This window comes from Microbacterium psychrotolerans, from assembly GCF_031085295.1.
GTDB lineage: Bacteria > Actinomycetota > Actinomycetes > Actinomycetales > Microbacteriaceae > Microbacterium > Microbacterium psychrotolerans.
The window spans coordinates 201,911-218,170 of the sequence record NZ_JAVFWO010000001.1 but is presented as its reverse complement, the minus strand read 5'-3'; the positions used below and the strand labels follow the sequence as shown (position 1 = coordinate 218,170).

Annotated in this window: 12 protein-coding genes and 1 pseudogene; 5 read left to right on the top strand and 8 right to left on the bottom strand. The window is 68.3% G+C overall.

All coding sequences use genetic code 11. The features are described 5' to 3' along the window. Window positions 1-10 precede the first annotated feature (10 nt). Both Q9R08_RS00955 and Q9R08_RS00950 read right to left on the bottom strand, forming a co-directional pair. Window positions 11-895, bottom strand: coding sequence for a carbohydrate ABC transporter permease (locus Q9R08_RS00955; RefSeq protein ID WP_308865935.1), 885 nt, complete (start codon window positions 893-895; stop codon window positions 11-13). Between the two features lie 77 nt (window positions 896-972). Beyond that, on the bottom strand, window positions 973-2,289 hold the full coding sequence (locus tag Q9R08_RS00950; RefSeq protein ID WP_308865934.1) for an ABC transporter substrate-binding protein: 1,317 nt from the start codon (window positions 2,287-2,289) through the stop codon (window positions 973-975). A 73-nt stretch (window positions 2,290-2,362) separates the two neighbouring features. On the opposite strand from Q9R08_RS00950, the gene Q9R08_RS00945 reads away from it, so the two are divergent. Then, window positions 2,363-3,322, top strand: coding sequence for an acetylxylan esterase (locus tag Q9R08_RS00945; protein ID WP_308865933.1), 960 nt, complete (start codon window positions 2,363-2,365; stop codon window positions 3,320-3,322). A gap of 12 nt (window positions 3,323-3,334) precedes the next feature. Here Q9R08_RS00945 and Q9R08_RS00940 read toward each other — a convergent pair whose 3' ends face one another. Genes Q9R08_RS00940 through Q9R08_RS00925 form a run of 4 tightly spaced genes read right to left on the bottom strand, consistent with a single transcriptional unit; the run spans window position 3,335 to window position 8,444 of the window. Next, window positions 3,335-5,425: an alpha-galactosidase gene (locus tag Q9R08_RS00940; RefSeq protein WP_308865932.1), complete on the bottom strand. Its 2,091-nt coding sequence runs from the start codon at window positions 5,423-5,425 to the stop codon at window positions 3,335-3,337. Continuing rightward, window positions 5,422-6,180 (bottom strand): FadR/GntR family transcriptional regulator, encoded by a 759-nt coding sequence (locus Q9R08_RS00935; RefSeq protein ID WP_308865931.1) that lies wholly within the window; start codon window positions 6,178-6,180, stop codon window positions 5,422-5,424. Before Q9R08_RS00935 ends, Q9R08_RS00940 begins: the two co-directional genes overlap by 4 nt. After that, on the bottom strand, window positions 6,177-7,394 hold the full coding sequence (locus tag Q9R08_RS00930; RefSeq protein WP_308865930.1) for a mandelate racemase/muconate lactonizing enzyme family protein: 1,218 nt from the start codon (window positions 7,392-7,394) through the stop codon (window positions 6,177-6,179). Before Q9R08_RS00930 ends, Q9R08_RS00935 begins: the two co-directional genes overlap by 4 nt. Window positions 7,395-7,427: 33 nt before the next feature. After that, window positions 7,428-8,444: a hypothetical protein gene (locus Q9R08_RS00925; RefSeq protein WP_308865929.1), complete on the bottom strand. Its 1,017-nt coding sequence runs from the start codon at window positions 8,442-8,444 to the stop codon at window positions 7,428-7,430. A 62-nt stretch (window positions 8,445-8,506) separates the two neighbouring features. Between Q9R08_RS00925 and Q9R08_RS00920 the strand changes: the two genes are divergently transcribed. Continuing rightward, a complete protein-coding gene (locus Q9R08_RS00920) occupies window positions 8,507-9,244 on the top strand; it encodes an SDR family NAD(P)-dependent oxidoreductase (protein ID WP_308865928.1) in 738 nt (245 codons plus the stop codon). A gap of 34 nt (window positions 9,245-9,278) precedes the next feature. Next, window positions 9,279-11,261: pseudogene (locus tag Q9R08_RS00915) on the top strand (glycoside hydrolase family 31 protein); the annotation flags it as partial. A 402-nt stretch (window positions 11,262-11,663) separates the two neighbouring features. Here Q9R08_RS00915 and Q9R08_RS20820 read toward each other — a convergent pair. After that, complete coding sequence (locus tag Q9R08_RS20820) at window positions 11,664-12,665, bottom strand: LacI family DNA-binding transcriptional regulator (protein ID WP_418001298.1); 1,002 nt, start codon at window positions 12,663-12,665, stop codon at window positions 11,664-11,666. Window positions 12,666-12,794: 129 nt separating this feature from the next. Here Q9R08_RS20820 and Q9R08_RS00905 point away from each other — a divergent pair, with 129 nt between their 5' ends. Further along, a complete protein-coding gene (locus Q9R08_RS00905) occupies window positions 12,795-14,021 on the top strand; it encodes a serine hydrolase domain-containing protein (RefSeq protein WP_308865924.1) in 1,227 nt (408 codons plus the stop codon). A gap of 50 nt (window positions 14,022-14,071) precedes the next feature. Beyond that, entirely contained in the window at window positions 14,072-15,373 is a 1,302-nt protein-coding gene (locus Q9R08_RS00900; RefSeq protein WP_308865923.1) for an MFS transporter, read from the top strand. 60 nt (window positions 15,374-15,433) lie between these two features. Here Q9R08_RS00900 and Q9R08_RS00895 read toward each other — a convergent pair whose 3' ends face one another. After that, window positions 15,434-16,201: an IclR family transcriptional regulator gene (locus Q9R08_RS00895; protein ID WP_308865922.1), complete on the bottom strand. Its 768-nt coding sequence runs from the start codon at window positions 16,199-16,201 to the stop codon at window positions 15,434-15,436. Window positions 16,202-16,260 lie beyond the last annotated feature (59 nt).

Genomic DNA, 16,260 nt, shown 5'->3' with positions numbered 1-16,260 from the left:
GGAACTCATATCAGTCCTCCGCGCTTCCGACCCGGAAGAACCGGAGCTGGATGATGGTCAGGATGCCGATGAAAAGGAAGGTGAGGATGGCGAGTGCCGAGCCGGGGCCGATGTTGCCGTCCGAGGGAAAGGCCTCGAGATAAATGAGGTAGTCGAGGGTGGTGGTGTCGTACCCGGGTCCGCCGGCAGTCATCACGAAGATGAATCCGAACAGCGACGTGAATGTGAAGAGCACGTTGAGGATGCACACCAGCGCCACCGAGCGACGGATGTTCGGCAAGGTGATGTGCCACAGCCGCCGCCACCACCCTGCGCCGTCGACGGTCGCCGCCTCGAAGATCTCCGGGTTGATCGCGCCGAGCCCACTGAGCAGGATCAGGGTCTGGTAGCCGAACCCCGACCACACCAGCGCCAGGATGATCACGGACATCGCCGATCCCGCCCCGGCGAAGAAGTCGGTGCGCGGCATGCCGATCGCGGTGAGGCCCGCGTTGACCGGTCCGTCGTACGCGAACATCGTCTTGAACATGAGCCCCACCACCGCGGTGGACAGGACGTTCGGCACGAAGAACAGGATTCGGTAGGCGCGCCAGCCGCGGATCCGCTCGTACAGGAGCACCGAGCACACGACTGACGCGAGGATCACGAGCGGTACCGAGATCAGGAAGACCAGGTTGTTGAAGAACACCTGGTGCAGGAGCGGGCTGAAGACCTGCGTGATGTAGTTGTCCAGTCCGACGAAGTCGAAGCTGATGCCGTTCGTGTCGAAGACGGACACGAACAGTGCGTAGCCGATCGGGTACAGCATGAGCCCGAGGACGAGGATGAGGGCTGGCACCACCGCGGCCAAGCCGACGACGCGCTCACGTCGTCGCCAGGACGGAGGCGTGCGCACACCTCCCTTCCGAGGGTTCCCCCCGGCCTCGGGGACCGCGACGACCGCGGCCCCCGAGGCCGGGACGACCGTCGCCGTCATTCGGTCGCGTCCGCGACTGCGGCAGCGAGCTGCTCGACGGCGTCCTTCGGCGAGGTCCTGCCGGTGAACACGGTGGCATTGATCTTGTAGTAGAGATCATTCACCGACTGCGGCATGACGTTGTCGATCGGATACACGTGGCTCTGCGACGTGGTGAGCCCGGCGGCCTCCTGCTGGAGCAGCGGATTCGTGATCACCGCGGTCGACGCCGATGCGCTGTTCGGCGCTTCGGACTGGTAGAGCTTCGTGTACTCCTCGATGGAGGAGGGCTGGGCGAGGAAACGAAGGAAGTCCTTGGCGGCCTCCTGGTGCTTCGAGTAGCTCGTGATCGACAGATCGACGTTCGGGCCGCCGGCCACCGTGTCGGGGTAGGCGGCGCCCTCGAGCATGGGAATGGCGAAGACGCCGACGCCATCGCCGAACGCATCCGTCAGATACGTGTTGTCCCAGGATCCGCTGATGTAGAACGCGCCTTTGCCCTGGATGAACCCCGACAGCGCGTCGGCGTTCGAGACGCTGGCGGCATCCGGGTTGGTGAGGCCGTCCTCGAAGAGTCTCGCGTACGCGGTGTAGGCGTCGATCAAGCCGTCACTGTCGGTGCTGGTCTCACCCGTGTACATGTCGATGAACGCGTCCGGACCCAGCTCTCCGCCGGCTAGGGCTGCGACCACCCAGGCGCCGACGTATCCCTCCTGGTTCGCGACCCAGAATGCCGTGTTCGACGTGTTCTCCTGGACTTGCTCGCCCGCCGCGAGGAGGTCCTCCCACGTAGCGGGAGGCGTCGTGAGATCGAGGCCGGCCGCATCCGTCATCTGCCTGTTGTAGAAGACGTAGAAGTACGAGCCGGCGCCATAGGGCAGGCCCAGCAGTGCGCCGTCGGGCGAGTAGCCCTTGCGTGTGAGGTTCCAGCCGGAGATGTCGGCCACCGTCTCATCGGAGAACGTACCGTCGAGGTCGAGCAGGAAGTCGGAGTAGTCCTCCGTGTTGCCCCCGATGTAGCCGACACGGATGTCGGGGCCGTTCTTGGCGATGGAGGCCGCCTGGAATTGGGCCGAGTTCTTGGTGATGTCGGCGGACTGTCGGACGATCTTGATCTTCACGTCGGGATGCTCCTGCTCGTACTGTGCGGCCAGGAGGGTGAGGAACGAGTTGGAGTCATTCATCGTGCCGTCGTCGTTGGTGCGCGTCAGCAGGCCGTTGTCCCAGACGGTGACGGTCTCGACCCCGTCTTCGGAGCTGCTGGAGCACGCGGTGAGCGTGGTCGCGGCCAGCGCCGTAGTGAGCAGGGCGGCGGTGATGCTTCGGGTCTTCATCGCGGTGTCCTTTCGGAAAGTGCTTAGATCATACCTAACGAAGTTCTTTCATCATACCTTTAGGAGAAGCCTCATGATCGTGGATCTCATCGGCGATGACCTGCTCGACTACCGCAGCCCGCAGGTGGACCCACCGGGGTTCGACGAATTCTGGCGGTCGACCATCGACGCGGCGCGGGAATTCGATACCGATCTCGTCCTCGTCCGCGCGGACTCGCCCGTGACCAGCGTCGATATCTTCGACCTGTCGTTCCACGGTTTCGGGGGCGAGCGCATCAGCGGATGGCTGCGGGCGCCACGTAACGCCCACGGGCCGCTGCCGGTGATCGTGGAGTTCATCGGCTACGGCGGCGGCCGGGGGCTCGCGGAGGACGCGTTGTTCTGGGCGTCGTGCGGCTATCTGCACGTCACGATGGACACCCGCGGGCAGGGGGCGGTGTGGGCGCGCGGCGTGACTGCGGACCGCTCGGTCAACGGTCCGACGGTGCCCGGGCTGATGACGGCCGGAGTGCAGGACCCGCACGAGTACTACTACCGGCGGCTGATCACCGATGCCGTGCGCGCCGTGGACGCGGCGGTGACGCTCCCGCAGGCCGACCGGAGCCGCGTCATAGCGCTCGGCATGAGCCAAGGCGGTGGAGTGGCGCTGGCGACCGCCGCGCTCTCGCCGCACGTCACGGCGCTCGTCTCGTTCCAGCCGTTCCTGTGCGACTTCCCCCGCGCAATCATGATCACCGGCGCGGGACCCTACGGCGAGATCGACCGGTACCTCCGCACGTGGCGTGGTCAGGACGACGCCGTGCTCGAGACACTGCGCTACTTCGACGGCGTCAACTTCGCGCGGAGGGCGACCGTTCCGGCGTGGTTCACCACATCGCTCATGGACGACGTGTGCCCGCCCTCGACCGTCGTCGCCGCATTCAACGCCTACGCCGGCGCGACGAAGGACCTGCGCGTGGAACGGCATCGCCGGCACGAGCACGGGACCGACGACAATGTCATCGTGGCTGAGGCGCTGGCCAACCTGCCGTGAGCGGCGCCCGGTTCATCGGAAGCGCAGGACCACCGCGGACGGTGCGGGGAGAGAGATCTCGAGGGTGTCGCCCACGATCTCCCACCCGCCGTCCGCATCTCGCGGGAAGACGCGCTCGACGCGGCGGCCGCCGGGGGGAAGGAGCCTACCCACCGGGATCGAGACGCGCTCCGGCGAATCCGCGTCCCTGCGCCACACGGTGAGATAGCCGCCACGAATGCCGACGAGCCCCGCGGCGATCCAGGAGTCCTCCCAGCCCGGCAGGCCGAGCGGCCAGGTCGACTGCAGGACGGGCAGTTCGTCGCGGACGCTCTTGTGCGCCGCGACGAACTCGCGGACCCGATCGAGCTCGGCCTCGGTCATGTGATCGAGGTGTCCCGAGAGGATCGGGCGCCGCAGCACGCTGTTGGCAAGTGTGACGGTGGTGACGGCATCCGCCATCCCATGCTGCGGGTACGACCAGACGCCGGCCTGCTCGGGGGGGACCATCGTGGTCGCGGCAGCCGCGATCGGCGCGCACCGCAGGGCGTCCTGCTGATCGCTCGTCGACAGCAGCGCGAACCGCGACACCGTCAGCCAGTCCGACCGCATTCCGCCCGACGCGCAGTTCTCGACGATGAGCTGCGGATGCCGCTCGTGCAGCGCATCGATCCAGTCGAGGTACGCGCGCGATGCGGCGAGCAGCCCCTCACCCGGACTGACGGCGTGGTGGTCGGTCCCCGATGCCGGATTGATGTTGTAGTCGAACTTCAGGTAGCCGAGGCCGTAGGCGGCGACCAGACGGTCGATCACGGCATTCATCCGGGAGACGACGGCAGGGTGACGGAAGTCCTGCTGATAGCGGCCGCTGGACGCGAGTCTGCTGCCGTGACGGCCGAAGAACGCGTCGTCGGGCAGCGTCGAGGCGACGGGACTGTGGATGCCGACGACCTCCGGTTCGAGCCACAGTCCCGGTGTCATGCCCTGGGCGCGGATGGCGTGGAAGATCTCGTCGAATCCGCCCGGGAACCTGGTGGTGGAAGCTTCCCATGCGCCGACGGAGTCCCACCAGCCGGGCTCGTCGGAGTACCACCCCGCATCGACGACGAAGATCTCCGCGCCGACCGATCCCGCGGCCGCGATCAGCGGGAGGAGCTTCTCGGTGGTCGGGTCCGCGTTGAGGGTGTTCATGTAGTCGTTGTAGATGAGCGGCAGCCCGGCGTCGCCGGCGTACCTGCGGCGATCCGCGCGGCGGTGCTCCGTGAGGCGCGCGAGCGCCCCCTCGAATCCGTCGGTCGACCACGCGAACGTGGTCACAGGAGTGACGAACTCATCGCCGTCGTCGAGGACGATCGACCACTGGTGCTCGACATCGCTCGGGCCCGACGTGACGAGCCGCAATGAGCCCGCAGGCCGGGAGGCCGGCCCCTGCGAGAGCTCCCAACGCCATCCGCCGTTGGACTCGACCTGCCAGAGCAGGGTGTCGCCGCCGGGGAACTCCATCGCCCCCATCGGCAGGTGCTCTCCGGTCGACCAGGTTCCCCGGCCGATGCGCGCCAGGCTGCCTCGCGGCGATGCGCCGAAGTGGGCGGCCATGTCGACCTCCGGCTCACCGAACTCTGCGAAGGAGCCGGACCGCCACCGTGCTTCGGCGAGCCAGTCGTTGTCGGCCAGGTGGATGGTCGTGCTGTCGCAGTCCCACGCGTCGTCGCCGAGGACCAGGCTGCTGACGAAGAGCACGGGGATCGCGGGCGCCGATCCCGCGTGGGCGAGCGTCACGGAGGAGCTCAGCACCCCCGATCCCGCCCGCAGCGAGTACCGGACGGTCGCCCGCAGAGCCGAAACCTGATCGCGCAAGTCGACCTCGAGCACCTCGCCCCGGTCGTCCGATGCCGTGCGATGCGCGACATAGCGCAGATCGAGGCCGAGCTCGGTGGCGTCGTACCGGGATCCGGCGTTCTTGCTGCGATCCGCGGTGATGATCTCGACCAAGGGCAGGCTGCGATCGAACGCGCCCAGGGGCCGGCCGGCCAGGAACCCGGTCAGCCGGATCCGGTCCTCGGCATCCATCGAGAAAGTGAGTCGTACCTCGCCGTCGCCCCATGTCAGATCGCGGACCGTCATGCGCGCGGGTCCGCGTCGGACATCGCAGCGGCGAGTGCGTTCTTGCCGTCGAGCACGACCTCCAGCATCGCGGCGGCGGCCGCGTCTGCATCACCCCGCGCGATCGCATCGGAGACGGCGAGATGACGGGCGGCATCATCGGCGAGGTCGACCTCGTGCTGGTCGCCGTGCTGCTGGATCTCGAACGCGATCTTCATGAAGTCGGCGACCAGCAGTCCGAACCGCGCCAGCAGCGGGTTGTGGCTCGCGTCGTACACGGCCAAGTGGAATGCGACATCCCACTCGGGGTAGGCGACCGGGTCGCCGATGCTGACGGCCAGCGCGGACGCGGCCCGAGAGAGCGGGCCCAGCTCCCGGATGGTCGCGCGCGTCGCCGCCAAGCGGGCCGCGGCCGGCTCCATGATCTGCCGCAGCTCGATGAGCGCGTCCATCATTCCGCCGGCCTCCCCTTCGAGGTGGGCCCAGCCGAGGAGGTCGGAGTCGAAGACGTTCCAGAGCGCGCGCGGGCGCACCTTGGTCCCGGTCTTGGGGCGGATCTCGATAAGTCCCTTGGCGGCCAGCACGGTCATCGCACCGCGCACAGTGGTGCGGCTCATCCCGAACTCTGCGCACAGGTCGTCTTCTCGGGGCAGCACATCGCCTTCCGCGTAGCGGCCGGCGACGATGGCACGCCCCAGCGCTTCGATGATCACGCCCTGCCGGCCACGGAGGGCGTAGCCGGGATGCTCGGCCGCCGGACGAGGTCGATTGCTCATGATGCGATCCTCCGTTCCGCCGAAGCGATGGCGCCGATCCGCGGGCTGTCGAAGACGCTGCGTCCGTCCACCACGATGTCGATCACACGTTCATACTGCATGAGCGCGTCGGCGTCGACGTCGACGCCGAGCCCCGGACGCTCCGGCGCGGTCACGGTGCCGCTCTCGTCGAGAGCAAGGTGGTGCGTCGTGATGTCGAGGGCGAGCTGCTTGGGCTCCGCCGGATACTCGCAGATCGCGTGGTGCTCCAACCCGGCGTAAGGCTGCAGCGACGCGGACAGGGCCAGATGAGACGTGAAGGTGTGGTTCACGAAGGTGACCTCGCGTGCGTCCGCATAGCGCGCGGCGCGGTGGGCCGGGCCGATGCCGCCGATGCGTCCGGTGTCGATCTGGAGAAAGCCGACCTTGCCGTAGTCGACGAGGTTGCGCGCCATCGCCTCATTGTGGGACGCCTCGCCCCCCGCGACGCGAACGGTCCGGGCACTCGCCGCGAGTCGGGCGTGCGCGTCGTACTCGGAAGCCTCGAACGGCTCCTCGATCCAGGTGGCACGCACCGCCTCGAGGGATGCCAGCCGCGCAAGCGCGGCATCCGTGTCGGATCCCCACACCTGCCCGGCGTCGACGAAGAGCAGACCGTCCTCGCCGACCGCCTCGCGCGCGGCGTGCAGCTGGTCCGCGTCGTCGGCGGGCGAGCCTGCGCCGAACGCGCCCCAGCCGAACTTCACGCCGCGGAAGCCACGGCGCACCTGCTCGCGCCCCTTGTCGAGGGTCTCCTGCGGGGTGTCGCCGAAGAGCACGGATGCGTACGGCGTCTTGGCGTGTGCGCGGTCATAGCCGAGCAGGCGCCATACCGGCTCTTCCCGGACGCGACCGAGCAGATCCCACAGCGCGATCTCGATGCCTGAGAATGTGTGGGCCGCCTGCAGAAGGTCCATGCTGTTGTGCTGCACCAGCGCCGCGATTCGCAAGATGTCGTCGGGGGAGTCGAGGCGCTCCCCGATGACGGATGCCGAGACGGGCTGGCACGCGCCGTGCGATCGCGGCGCGACGAACGCCGCGATCGACGCGAGCGGGGACGCCTCGCACTCGCCCCAGCCGACATGGCCGTCGGCGGTGACACGGACGAGGAGCGCGTCCTGGCTGCCGTCGGCCTCGAGTGTCACCGTCGGCATGCTCAGGTAGAAGAAGTCGACGCTGTCGATCCGCATCGTCATGGCACCTTTCGAAGTGGGAGACAGGCGGGAGAATCAATTCATAATACCAAAAGCCGTGATGCGGTACTCGATCGCGAATGGGACCCGAGGATCCAGGGCGAGCGATGTCGCGTGCCCTGCCTGCGCTAGCGGATTCCCCGCGACCGACACGGTGGGTGGCAGATCGAATGCGCTCGCGATCGGCTCGACGCCGAGGCCGCGATATCGGCCGTTCCACGGCGCGCCCGTCAGTCGTCGGTCGGAACACCACAGCAGGACGGACGGGAGGTGCTCGCGCGGCCAGTCGAGTGCCACTTCGTCGCCGTTCGACCAGCGCAGCCGGACGGGTGGCTCGACGTCGAGCAGCTGCAGCACCTCTTCGGCCTCCTCGGCGAACGGCAGGGTGGAGACATCGATGCCGCCGACGTCCGTCAGGCTCGAGAATGCGGTGTCGGGCGGGATCAGCCCGCTGCCGCCCTCGACGAGTGCAGGGTGGGTGCGGCCCCGGGCGAAGTCCGCGTCGATCGTGAGCGTCTCGCCCGACCGCGGCATCCGGAAGATCGGGTGCAGCCCGAGCGACGTCCGGTGAGCGCGGCGTGCATGGATCCGCAGGCCGAAACGGATGGCGGCCTCGCCGTCGATGCCGGAGATGCTGCGCTCGATGCGGCACACGGGATCCGGTTCGGGGAGGTCGAGCGCGAGCACCACTCGTGACGGAACCCGCCCGACGACCTGCCAGTCGCGATCCGCCGACGCGCCGTGCGGAGGCGAAGGTGCGTCGATCGCGTCACCACCCGCGGCCTCGAGCCAGCCGGGGGCGGCGTCGGCGGGAAGGGGCGCCGAGCCGAACGGGAGGCAGACGAACTCGCCGCCGAGCATCCTGATGTGGCCCGCAAGCCCCGCGACATCGGGATCGTCGCGGTCCCAGTGCGGTGCGGCGAACGGCGACATCCAGCCCGTCGGTGTCCGCAGGCGGGCGTCGAGCAGCATGGCGGCGGTCGGGCTGATCCGCAGTTCCCCGTGAGACCAGCGGAGGGTGATGTCGTCTGCGGAGACTTGAGGATGAAGCACTTCTCTCCCTTCGAAACGGTTTAGGTATTATCTAAGCCACACATGAGGCGATCGGAGCCGCGATGACATTCCAGCGAGTCGCACTGGTCACGGGTGGTGCGAATGGCATCGGCGCGGCGATCGGTGCTCACCTTGCACGTCATGGTCTGCGCGTGGTGCTCGCCGACCGCGACGAGCGCGTGCGTGCGACGGCGGCGCGCATCGGGGCCGAGGCGCTGCTGATGGATGTCGCGGACCCGGCGTCGATCGCCAGGGGCGGCATCGCCGAGCTCGACGTCCTCGTCAACTGCGCCGCCATCGCCCCGGCGGCCGGGCTCGGCGACGACGGTCTGCTCGATGAGTTCTCGCGCACGCTCGACGTCAACGTCCGGGGAATCCTGGCGGTCGTCACCGCCTTCCTGCCGCAGCTTCGCCGCTCCTCGTCGGCGCGCATCCTGAACATCGGCTCGGTGCAGGGCTTCGCGGCCGCCGCCGGCAGCATCGCCTACGCGACGAGCAAGGGGGCCGTCAACAGCCTCACGAAGGCTCTGGCCGTCGATCTCGCTGATGCCGGAATCCTGGTCAACGCGCTCGCCCCCGGCTTCACGGACACCGCGATGGCGCTGCTGTCGGATGGCACGAGCGAGTACGACACCGAATGGTTCCGCGATGTGTACGTGCGGCATGGCCGGGTGCCGCTGCGGCGACCGGCCTCACCGGACGAGATCGCGGAGGCGGCGGGGTTCCTCGTTTCGGAGAAGAACACGTACGTCACCGGCGCGATCCTGCCGGTCGACGGCGGGCTGCTCGCCACCTTCTGACTTGCTTCGAGTCCGACTCCGACCACAGGAGACAATGTCCATGCACAGCTCGACCATCGTTCGGCAACTTCGTGTCGAGTCCGCGCCGCACGCTCATCCCGATGCCATCGTTCGAGGCGACCGCTGGCGCCTGACAGTTCTCGCCGACGGCCTGATCCGCGCGGAGTGGTCTGAAGAGGGTCGGTTCGAGGACCGCGCGACCACATTTGCGATTCGCCGTGAAATGGCGGTGCCGGAGTTCCGCGTCATCGACGGTGGCGACGAAGTGGAGATCGTCACGAGCCGGTTCCACCTGCGCTACGACCGCGGGCCGTTCACCCCGCACGGCCTCAGCGTGCGCCCCCTCGGGGTCGGGCGCGGCCTGGCGGAGTGGCGCTTCGGCGACGGCGGAGATCTGGGCGGCACCGCCCGCACGCTGGATACGGCCGATGGGCGCATTCCCGTACAGGGCGGTGTCGTGTCCCGCGCGGGCGTGGCCGCGATCGACGATTCGACGTCCTTCGTCTTCACCGATGAAGGTTGGGTGGCGCCGCGGCCTCGAGGCGGGAGGGACCTCTACATCTTCGCCTACGGCCACGATTATCCGGCTGCGCTTCGTGCGTTGTACTCAGTATCAGGCTCGCAGCCGGTGGTGCCGCGTTGGGCGCTTGGCAACTGGTGGAGCCGTTACCACCGCTACACCTCCGGCACGTATCTCGAACTGCTCGATCGTTTCGAGGCAGAAGGAGTGCGCTTCTCGGTCGCCGTGCTCGACATGGACTGGCATCGCGTGGACAGCGTGCCTCCCGAGCATGGCAGCGGCTGGACCGGCTATAGCTGGGAGCGCGAGCTCTTCCCTGATCCCGAGGCCTTCCTCGCCGAACTCCATCGACGGGCCCTCCGGGTCACGCTCAACCTGCATCCCGCCGACGGCGTGCGATCGTTCGAAGACGGATATGCCGCGATGTTCGAGGCGCTCGCGAGCGATCGGCTGTTGGGCGACCCGATCCCTTTTCAGATCACCGACCCCGCGTTCCTCGACGCTTACCTCCGGGTGCTGCACCATCCGCTGGAGGCGCAGGGTGTCGACTTCTGGTGGATGGACTGGCAGCAAGGCGAGAATTCCCACCTCGCCGGAATCGACCCGCTGTGGCTGCTCAACCACTTCCACTACCTCGACTCCGGACGCGACGGGCGCCGCCCGCTGCTTCTATCGCGCTATGCGGGACCGGGAAGCCATCGCTACCCGGTGGGATTCTCCGGTGACACGATCATCAGTTGGGAATCACTCGCTTTCCAGCCGGAGTTCACCGCGACCGCCGCCAACATCGGCTACGGATGGTGGAGCCACGACATCGGCGGGCACCTGCTCGGCGCGCGTGACGACGAGCTGATGGTGCGATGGGTGCAGTTGGGCGTCTATTCGCCGATTCTGCGGCTGCATTCGTCCGACAATCCCTTTCTGGCGAAGGAGCCGTGGGCCTACCCTGCCGAATCTCGTTCGGCGATCGTCGATGCGCTGCGCGAGCGCGTTCGACTGGTGCCCTACCTGCACACGATGAACCATCGCGCGAATGCGGAAGGCGTGCCGCTCATTGTGCCGCTCTATCACGCGTGGCCCGAGTGCGCGGAGTCCTACGAGGTGCCGACCCAGTTCCTCTTCGGCTCCGAGCTGCTCGTGGCGCCGATCACTTCGCCGCGCGACCCGGTGACTCTCATGGGATCGGTCACGGCGTGGCTTCCCCCGGGGACGTGGACGGACATCCACACCGGGGTCGTGATGCAGGGCGATCGGAGCAGCGAGCTTCACCGGCGCGGGGACTCGATTCCCGTGCTCTTGAGGGCAGGAGGGATCGTGCCGCTCGCGGGTCGGGAAGAGACGGACGCCGCCAGCAACCCCCATCGCCTCGACGTGCTGATCGCGGTCGGTGCGGACGGAGAATTCACGCTCCTCGAGGACGATGGCGGCGTCGACAGTGCCACCGCCCGCACGCCGATCCGATGGAGCCAGGAGAACGGGAAGCTCACGATCGGTCCAACCCAGGGGGACACGAGCGCCGTGCCGAGAGTGCGCACCTGGACGGTCACCTTCCTCGGACTCGGGCCGGACGACGTTCCCGGTGCGGAGAACACATCGCGCGGTGCGACGGTGGCGGTGGTGGGGGAGTCGGGGTCGCCGCTGACAGTGACGACGACTCCCGATCCACGCTCGTGCACGCGTGCACGCGTGCGCGCGACGCCCGCTTGTTCGACCTCCTCGATGCCGCGCAACACAGCCACGCGGACAAGGAACGGGCCTGGCGGATCGCAGTGTCGGGGCGTCCCGCCGCGGAGGTCATCGCCGAACTGCACGCGCTGCGGTTGCCGGCGTCGCTCCTCAGCGCCCTCGCTGAACAGTTGTCGGCCCGTTGACGGGGCCCGGGCGCCGCGACCGAGTCGGTCAGGCGCCCGCGCCGAGGGTGGATTCCCGTACGACCACCCGCGGCGGGCGCCGCTCGACGGGAACCGTCGTGCCGGCGGGCTCCACCACCGCGAGGATGCGCGCCGCTACGTCGGCGGCGGCTGCCCGAAGATCCAGAGCCACGGTCGACAGCGTCGGGAAGACCAGTTGTCCGAGCGGCAGGTCGTCGACACCGATGATCGCGAGGTCCTCCGGCACGCGCACGCCCAGGCGGCGGCTCGCTTCGAGGATGGTGACCGCCTGGAGGTCTCCGTACGCCGCCACCGCCGTGACGCTCGGCGTGGCCCGCGTCCAGGCCTCGACCGCGCGCTGCCCGTCAACCGCGTCGAGATCGACTGTTGAGACGGTCAGGTCGGCCAGGCCCGACTCTCGCGCGGCCGCCGTCGCGCCCGCCAGGCGCGCCCGCGCCGTGCTCTCGTCCTCGCGCGTCATCACCGGCATGGCGTACGCGATGTGCCGGTGACCGAGGTCGGCGAGGTGTTCGACCTGCGCCCGCCCGACTCCTTGCTGGTCGACGGCGCGATCCTCATCGGTTCCGCCCATGACCAGGCCCGTAACCGTCGCGACCCCTGCGCGCTCCAACGGAAGCAGCTCGGCGGCGGTCAAAGCGTCCCAGCTCACGACGCACGCCGGGTCGATATGGCGCCACAGCTGCACGAACTGATCGCCGTCGCTCGGGCGCTCGAGGAAGACGCAGGTGAATCCGGCGGCCATGAGGCTGTCGCTGAGTTCGCGCTTGAATTCCTCGACCACGGCCGCTGCGGGGCCGGATGGAGACACGCAGACGACCACCCGGCTGCGGCCGGAGGCGAGCGCTCGCCCGCGTGCCGAGGGGACGTAGCCGAGATCCGCGACCGCCTGCTCGACGCGCCGTCGGGTGCTCTCCGGGATGTGATCGGCGCGGCGGTTCACCACGAAGCTCACCGTCGTCGGCGAGACGCCCGCGGCCTGCGCGACGTCTTTCAAGGTGGTGCGACTCATGTGGTACATCCTGGTGGGTTCCTCGCGGGCGACGCGCTCGATCCATTTGACACGGACGCGACGCCTGCCTAATCTGCATCTAGTAAAGCGCATTACTAAATGCCGAACGCACACTCGTTAGGACCGAAGATGCACGCCACTCCTCGCGCAGCCGACTCTCCCGCGACCATCCCCACGGGATACGTCGCGCCCGGGTTCGAAGAGGTGCGCGACGCGTTCGCGCTCGCGGCGAGTGTCGACGACCTCGGCGGATCGGCGCTCAGCATCGTGCGCGGAGACACGACGCTCGTCGATCTCGTGGCCGGAAGCGCCGACCCGCGAAGCGGACGGGCGTGGGAGCCCGACACGCCGAGTGTTGTCTTCTCGGTCAGCAAGGCCGTCCTCGCGATTCTCGCGCTCAAGCTGATCGAGGCGGGGGAGCTCGGTCTCGACTCCGCGGTGGCGCGGTACTGGCCCGAGTTCGCTCAGGCCGACAAAGCAGAGATTACGGTGAGAGACGTTCTGGCGCATCGGGCCGGTCTGATGGCGCTGGACGCTGACCTCACGGCAGAAGACATCCTTGCGGTCTCACCGGTGCTGCGCGCGATCGAGGTGCAGACGCCGCTGTGGACGCCAGGAACCGCGTTCGGCTATCACGCTCTCACCTACGGGTGGATCGTCGGCGAGATCCTGCGCCGGGTCAGCGGCGCGAACGCCGGCGACCTGGTGCGCGAGCTCATCGCCGAGGCGCTCGGCGGTGCAGACATCACCCTCGGTGCGAGCGACGACGTGCTCGCACGGCGGGCGCTGCTGCTGCCTCCCCTGCTCGAGTCGCCGCTGCCGATCGACGTGACACCGAGTCTGCAGGAGGCACTCCAGGCCGCCACGGCGCCGGAGGCCATGCGGTCGCTGTCGATGGGGAGCGCCATCCCCGACATCGCCGACCCGGCGGCCTTGGTGACCGCACTGAACGAGCCCGAGTTCCTCCGCGCCGGCGTGCCGGCGGCGGGTGTGATGGCCTCGGCGCGCGCCCTTGCGCGGATGTTCGCCGCCACGGTGCGCGAGGGCGACGCATTGCTGTGTCCACGGTCGCGCCAGACCGCCCTGCGCTCGCTGCCGGATGTTCCCTGGTGGGGTGGTCTCGCGCCTCGCACAGCACGGTTCACCACGGGATTTCTGCTCAACAATGAAGCCGACAGAAGGATGCTGTCGCCGACGTCCTTCGGCCACGACGGCGCGATCGGGCAGTTGGCGTTCGCCGACGTCGAGAGCGGGATCGGGTTCGCGTGGGCGACGAACCGTCAGGTCGGTCTCGTCGCGGCGACGCGAAGCACGCTGATCGTCGACGCGCTCCGCGCGTGCGTCCGCCGCGACTGACCCGTTCCCACCTCACCCGCCACCGCGAACCGAACCTGAGGACGTCGACGATGAAGCGCGCCCCCCTCCCGCAGACCGAACGCGCCACGACCGAACCCGGGGTTGCATCCGTCTCGGGTCCTGCACCGCAGTTCGCGCGCGTGCGCTGGACGTTCCTCATGATCTACGCGCTCGCGTACGTGGGGTTCTGGATCGCCAACCAGGCGCCGCTGGTGATCACCCTCGCCGTGCGAGTCGACGCGCTCGTGCCGGAAGCAGAACGCGCTGCGACGCTCGGGCTGATCCTGGGGGTCGGGGCGTTCGTGGGCCTGATCACCAATCCGGTCGTCGGTCGCCTCAGCGATCGCACCACCGCAAAGTGGGGGAAGCGCCGCCCGTGGATCCTCGTTGGCGCCGCCGGCACGCTCGCGTCGGCGGCTGTGATGGCGTTCGCCGGCGACATCCCGATGCTGCTAGGCGGATACTTCCTCACCAGCGTGTTCGTCAACATCCTCGGCGCGATGCTCATCGCGATGATCGCCGACCAGATTCCGCAGGCCCAGCGCGGAGTCGCCTCGGGGGTGGCGGGCATCACTCTGCCGATCGGGCTCGTGGGCGGGTCGTTCCTCGTGCAGGCGCTCGCACCGAACATCGTGCTGATGCTTCTTATCCCCGGGTCGCTGGCGTTCTTCCTCGTCCTGCCCTTTCTCTTCACCCTGCGCGACAAGCGACTCGACAAGGCCGATCGTCCTCACTTCGGAGCGCGGGATCTGGTGCGGACGTTCTACGTGAACCCTCGTGAGAACAGGGACTTCTCGTGGGCGTTCGCGAGCCGCTTCATGGTGCAGCTCGCGGCGGCCTTCGTCACCACCTATCTGGCGTACTACCTCATCGACCATCTGGGGGCGACCGCCGGCTCGGCGCCGAACCTCGTGTTCCTCGGGCTGCTGGCTCTGTCGATCGCGACCATGGTCGCCGCACCGTTGGGCGGCAAGCTCTCGGACCTCCTGCGCCGCCGCAAGATCTTCGTGCTGCTCGCGGCTGTGATCTTCGGCATCGCGTTCTTCATGCTCTCGGCAGCATCGACCGTGCCGGCCTTCCTCGCGGCTATGGCGGTCGCCGGTATCGGCTATGGCGCGTACAACGCCGTCGACCTCGCGCTGGTCGCCGATGTGCTGCCAGACCCGGAGGACACCGCGAAGGACCTCGGCGTGTTCAACATGGCTGCCACCCTCCCGCAGACGCTCGCGCCCGTGATCGCGCCGATCATCCTGGCGTTCGGCGACGGCTCCTACGGTGTCCTGTACTCCGTCGGCGGCGCCTTGGGACTCGTCGGGGCCGTCGCGATATTGCCGGTCCGCAAGGCCCGGTAGCGCCTCACCCGGTGCAGGCGATCGGCCGGACCGTCGATGCGGCCGATCGGAGAGCCGGGGTCAGGTAGCCGAGACGATGCTCAGGATCTCGGGAACGGACCGCACCAGCACGTCCAGCGGAAGGCGGAAGGCGAGAGCGCTGACGCTGATCGCGCCTGTGACAGGAAGCTGCGGATCGATCCGCACCGGGACCGCCACGCAGTTGATGCCTAGTTCGTTCTCCTGATCGTCCACGGCGTAGCCCTGGGTTCGGATCGCCTGACATTCCTCCCAGATCGCCTGAGGATCGCTGAGGGTGTTCGGCGTCTTGCGTTCCAGTGGGCCAGGGCCCAGCAGTGCGATGAGTTCGTCGAGGCTTGTCACCGACCAGCTGAGGAGAAGCTTGCCGACCGCCGTGCGATAGGCCGGATTGCGGCCGCCGACGACTGAGGTGAGCCGGACAGCCCCCGCGGGGGGATCCGTCTTGGCGCGATAGACCACGTCTGCACCATCGAGGACCGCGTAATGAGCGGTCTCTCCGAATCGGGCGGACAGCCGCTCGAGCGCGGGAGTCACGAGGGCAGCTTCCGGACGATCGGCGACGTTGCGCAACGCGAGTCTTATGAACTCGTCGCCGAGGATGTACACGCCGCGAGCGAGCTGCGCGGCGAGTCCGACCTTGCGAAGCGAAGTCAGCGCCCGGTGCACCGTCGGTTTGGGGCTGGCGACCGCCGCCGCGAGCTGGTCCAGCGTGGCGCCCTCCGGGTGCTCCGCGAGCTGGATGAGCACTGCGAGAACCCGATCGCTGCCGACTACCCGAGCGCCACCGTCGGGGGCCGGTGGCGTCATGTGGTGGCCAGCGCAGTGATCGACATCATGATGCGACTATAGTTGCCTCGATACTTCCA

Bases quoted from the DNA above. Each gene is read 5' to 3' on its own strand.
- Q9R08_RS00945 (WP_308865933.1), top strand. From the start codon at position 2,363: ATGATCGTGGATCTCATCGGCGATGACCTGCTCGACTACCGCAGCCCG.
- Q9R08_RS00935 (WP_308865931.1), bottom strand. From the start codon at position 6,180: ATGAGCAATCGACCTCGTCCGGCGGCCGAGCATCCCGGCTACGCCCTC.
- Q9R08_RS00940 (WP_308865932.1), bottom strand. From the start codon at position 5,425: ATGACGGTCCGCGATCTGACATGGGGCGACGGCGAGGTACGACTCACT.
- Q9R08_RS00905 (WP_308865924.1), top strand. From the start codon at position 12,795: ATGCACGCCACTCCTCGCGCAGCCGACTCTCCCGCGACCATCCCCACG.
- Q9R08_RS00920 (WP_308865928.1), top strand. From the start codon at position 8,507: ATGACATTCCAGCGAGTCGCACTGGTCACGGGTGGTGCGAATGGCATC.
- Q9R08_RS00950 (WP_308865934.1), bottom strand. From the start codon at position 2,289: ATGAAGACCCGAAGCATCACCGCCGCCCTGCTCACTACGGCGCTGGCC.
- Q9R08_RS00900 (WP_308865923.1), top strand. From the start codon at position 14,072: ATGAAGCGCGCCCCCCTCCCGCAGACCGAACGCGCCACGACCGAACCC.
- Q9R08_RS00930 (WP_308865930.1), bottom strand. From the start codon at position 7,394: ATGACGATGCGGATCGACAGCGTCGACTTCTTCTACCTGAGCATGCCG.
- Q9R08_RS20820 (WP_418001298.1), bottom strand. From the start codon at position 12,665: ATGAGTCGCACCACCTTGAAAGACGTCGCGCAGGCCGCGGGCGTCTCG.
- Q9R08_RS00895 (WP_308865922.1), bottom strand. From the start codon at position 16,201: ATGACGCCACCGGCCCCCGACGGTGGCGCTCGGGTAGTCGGCAGCGAT.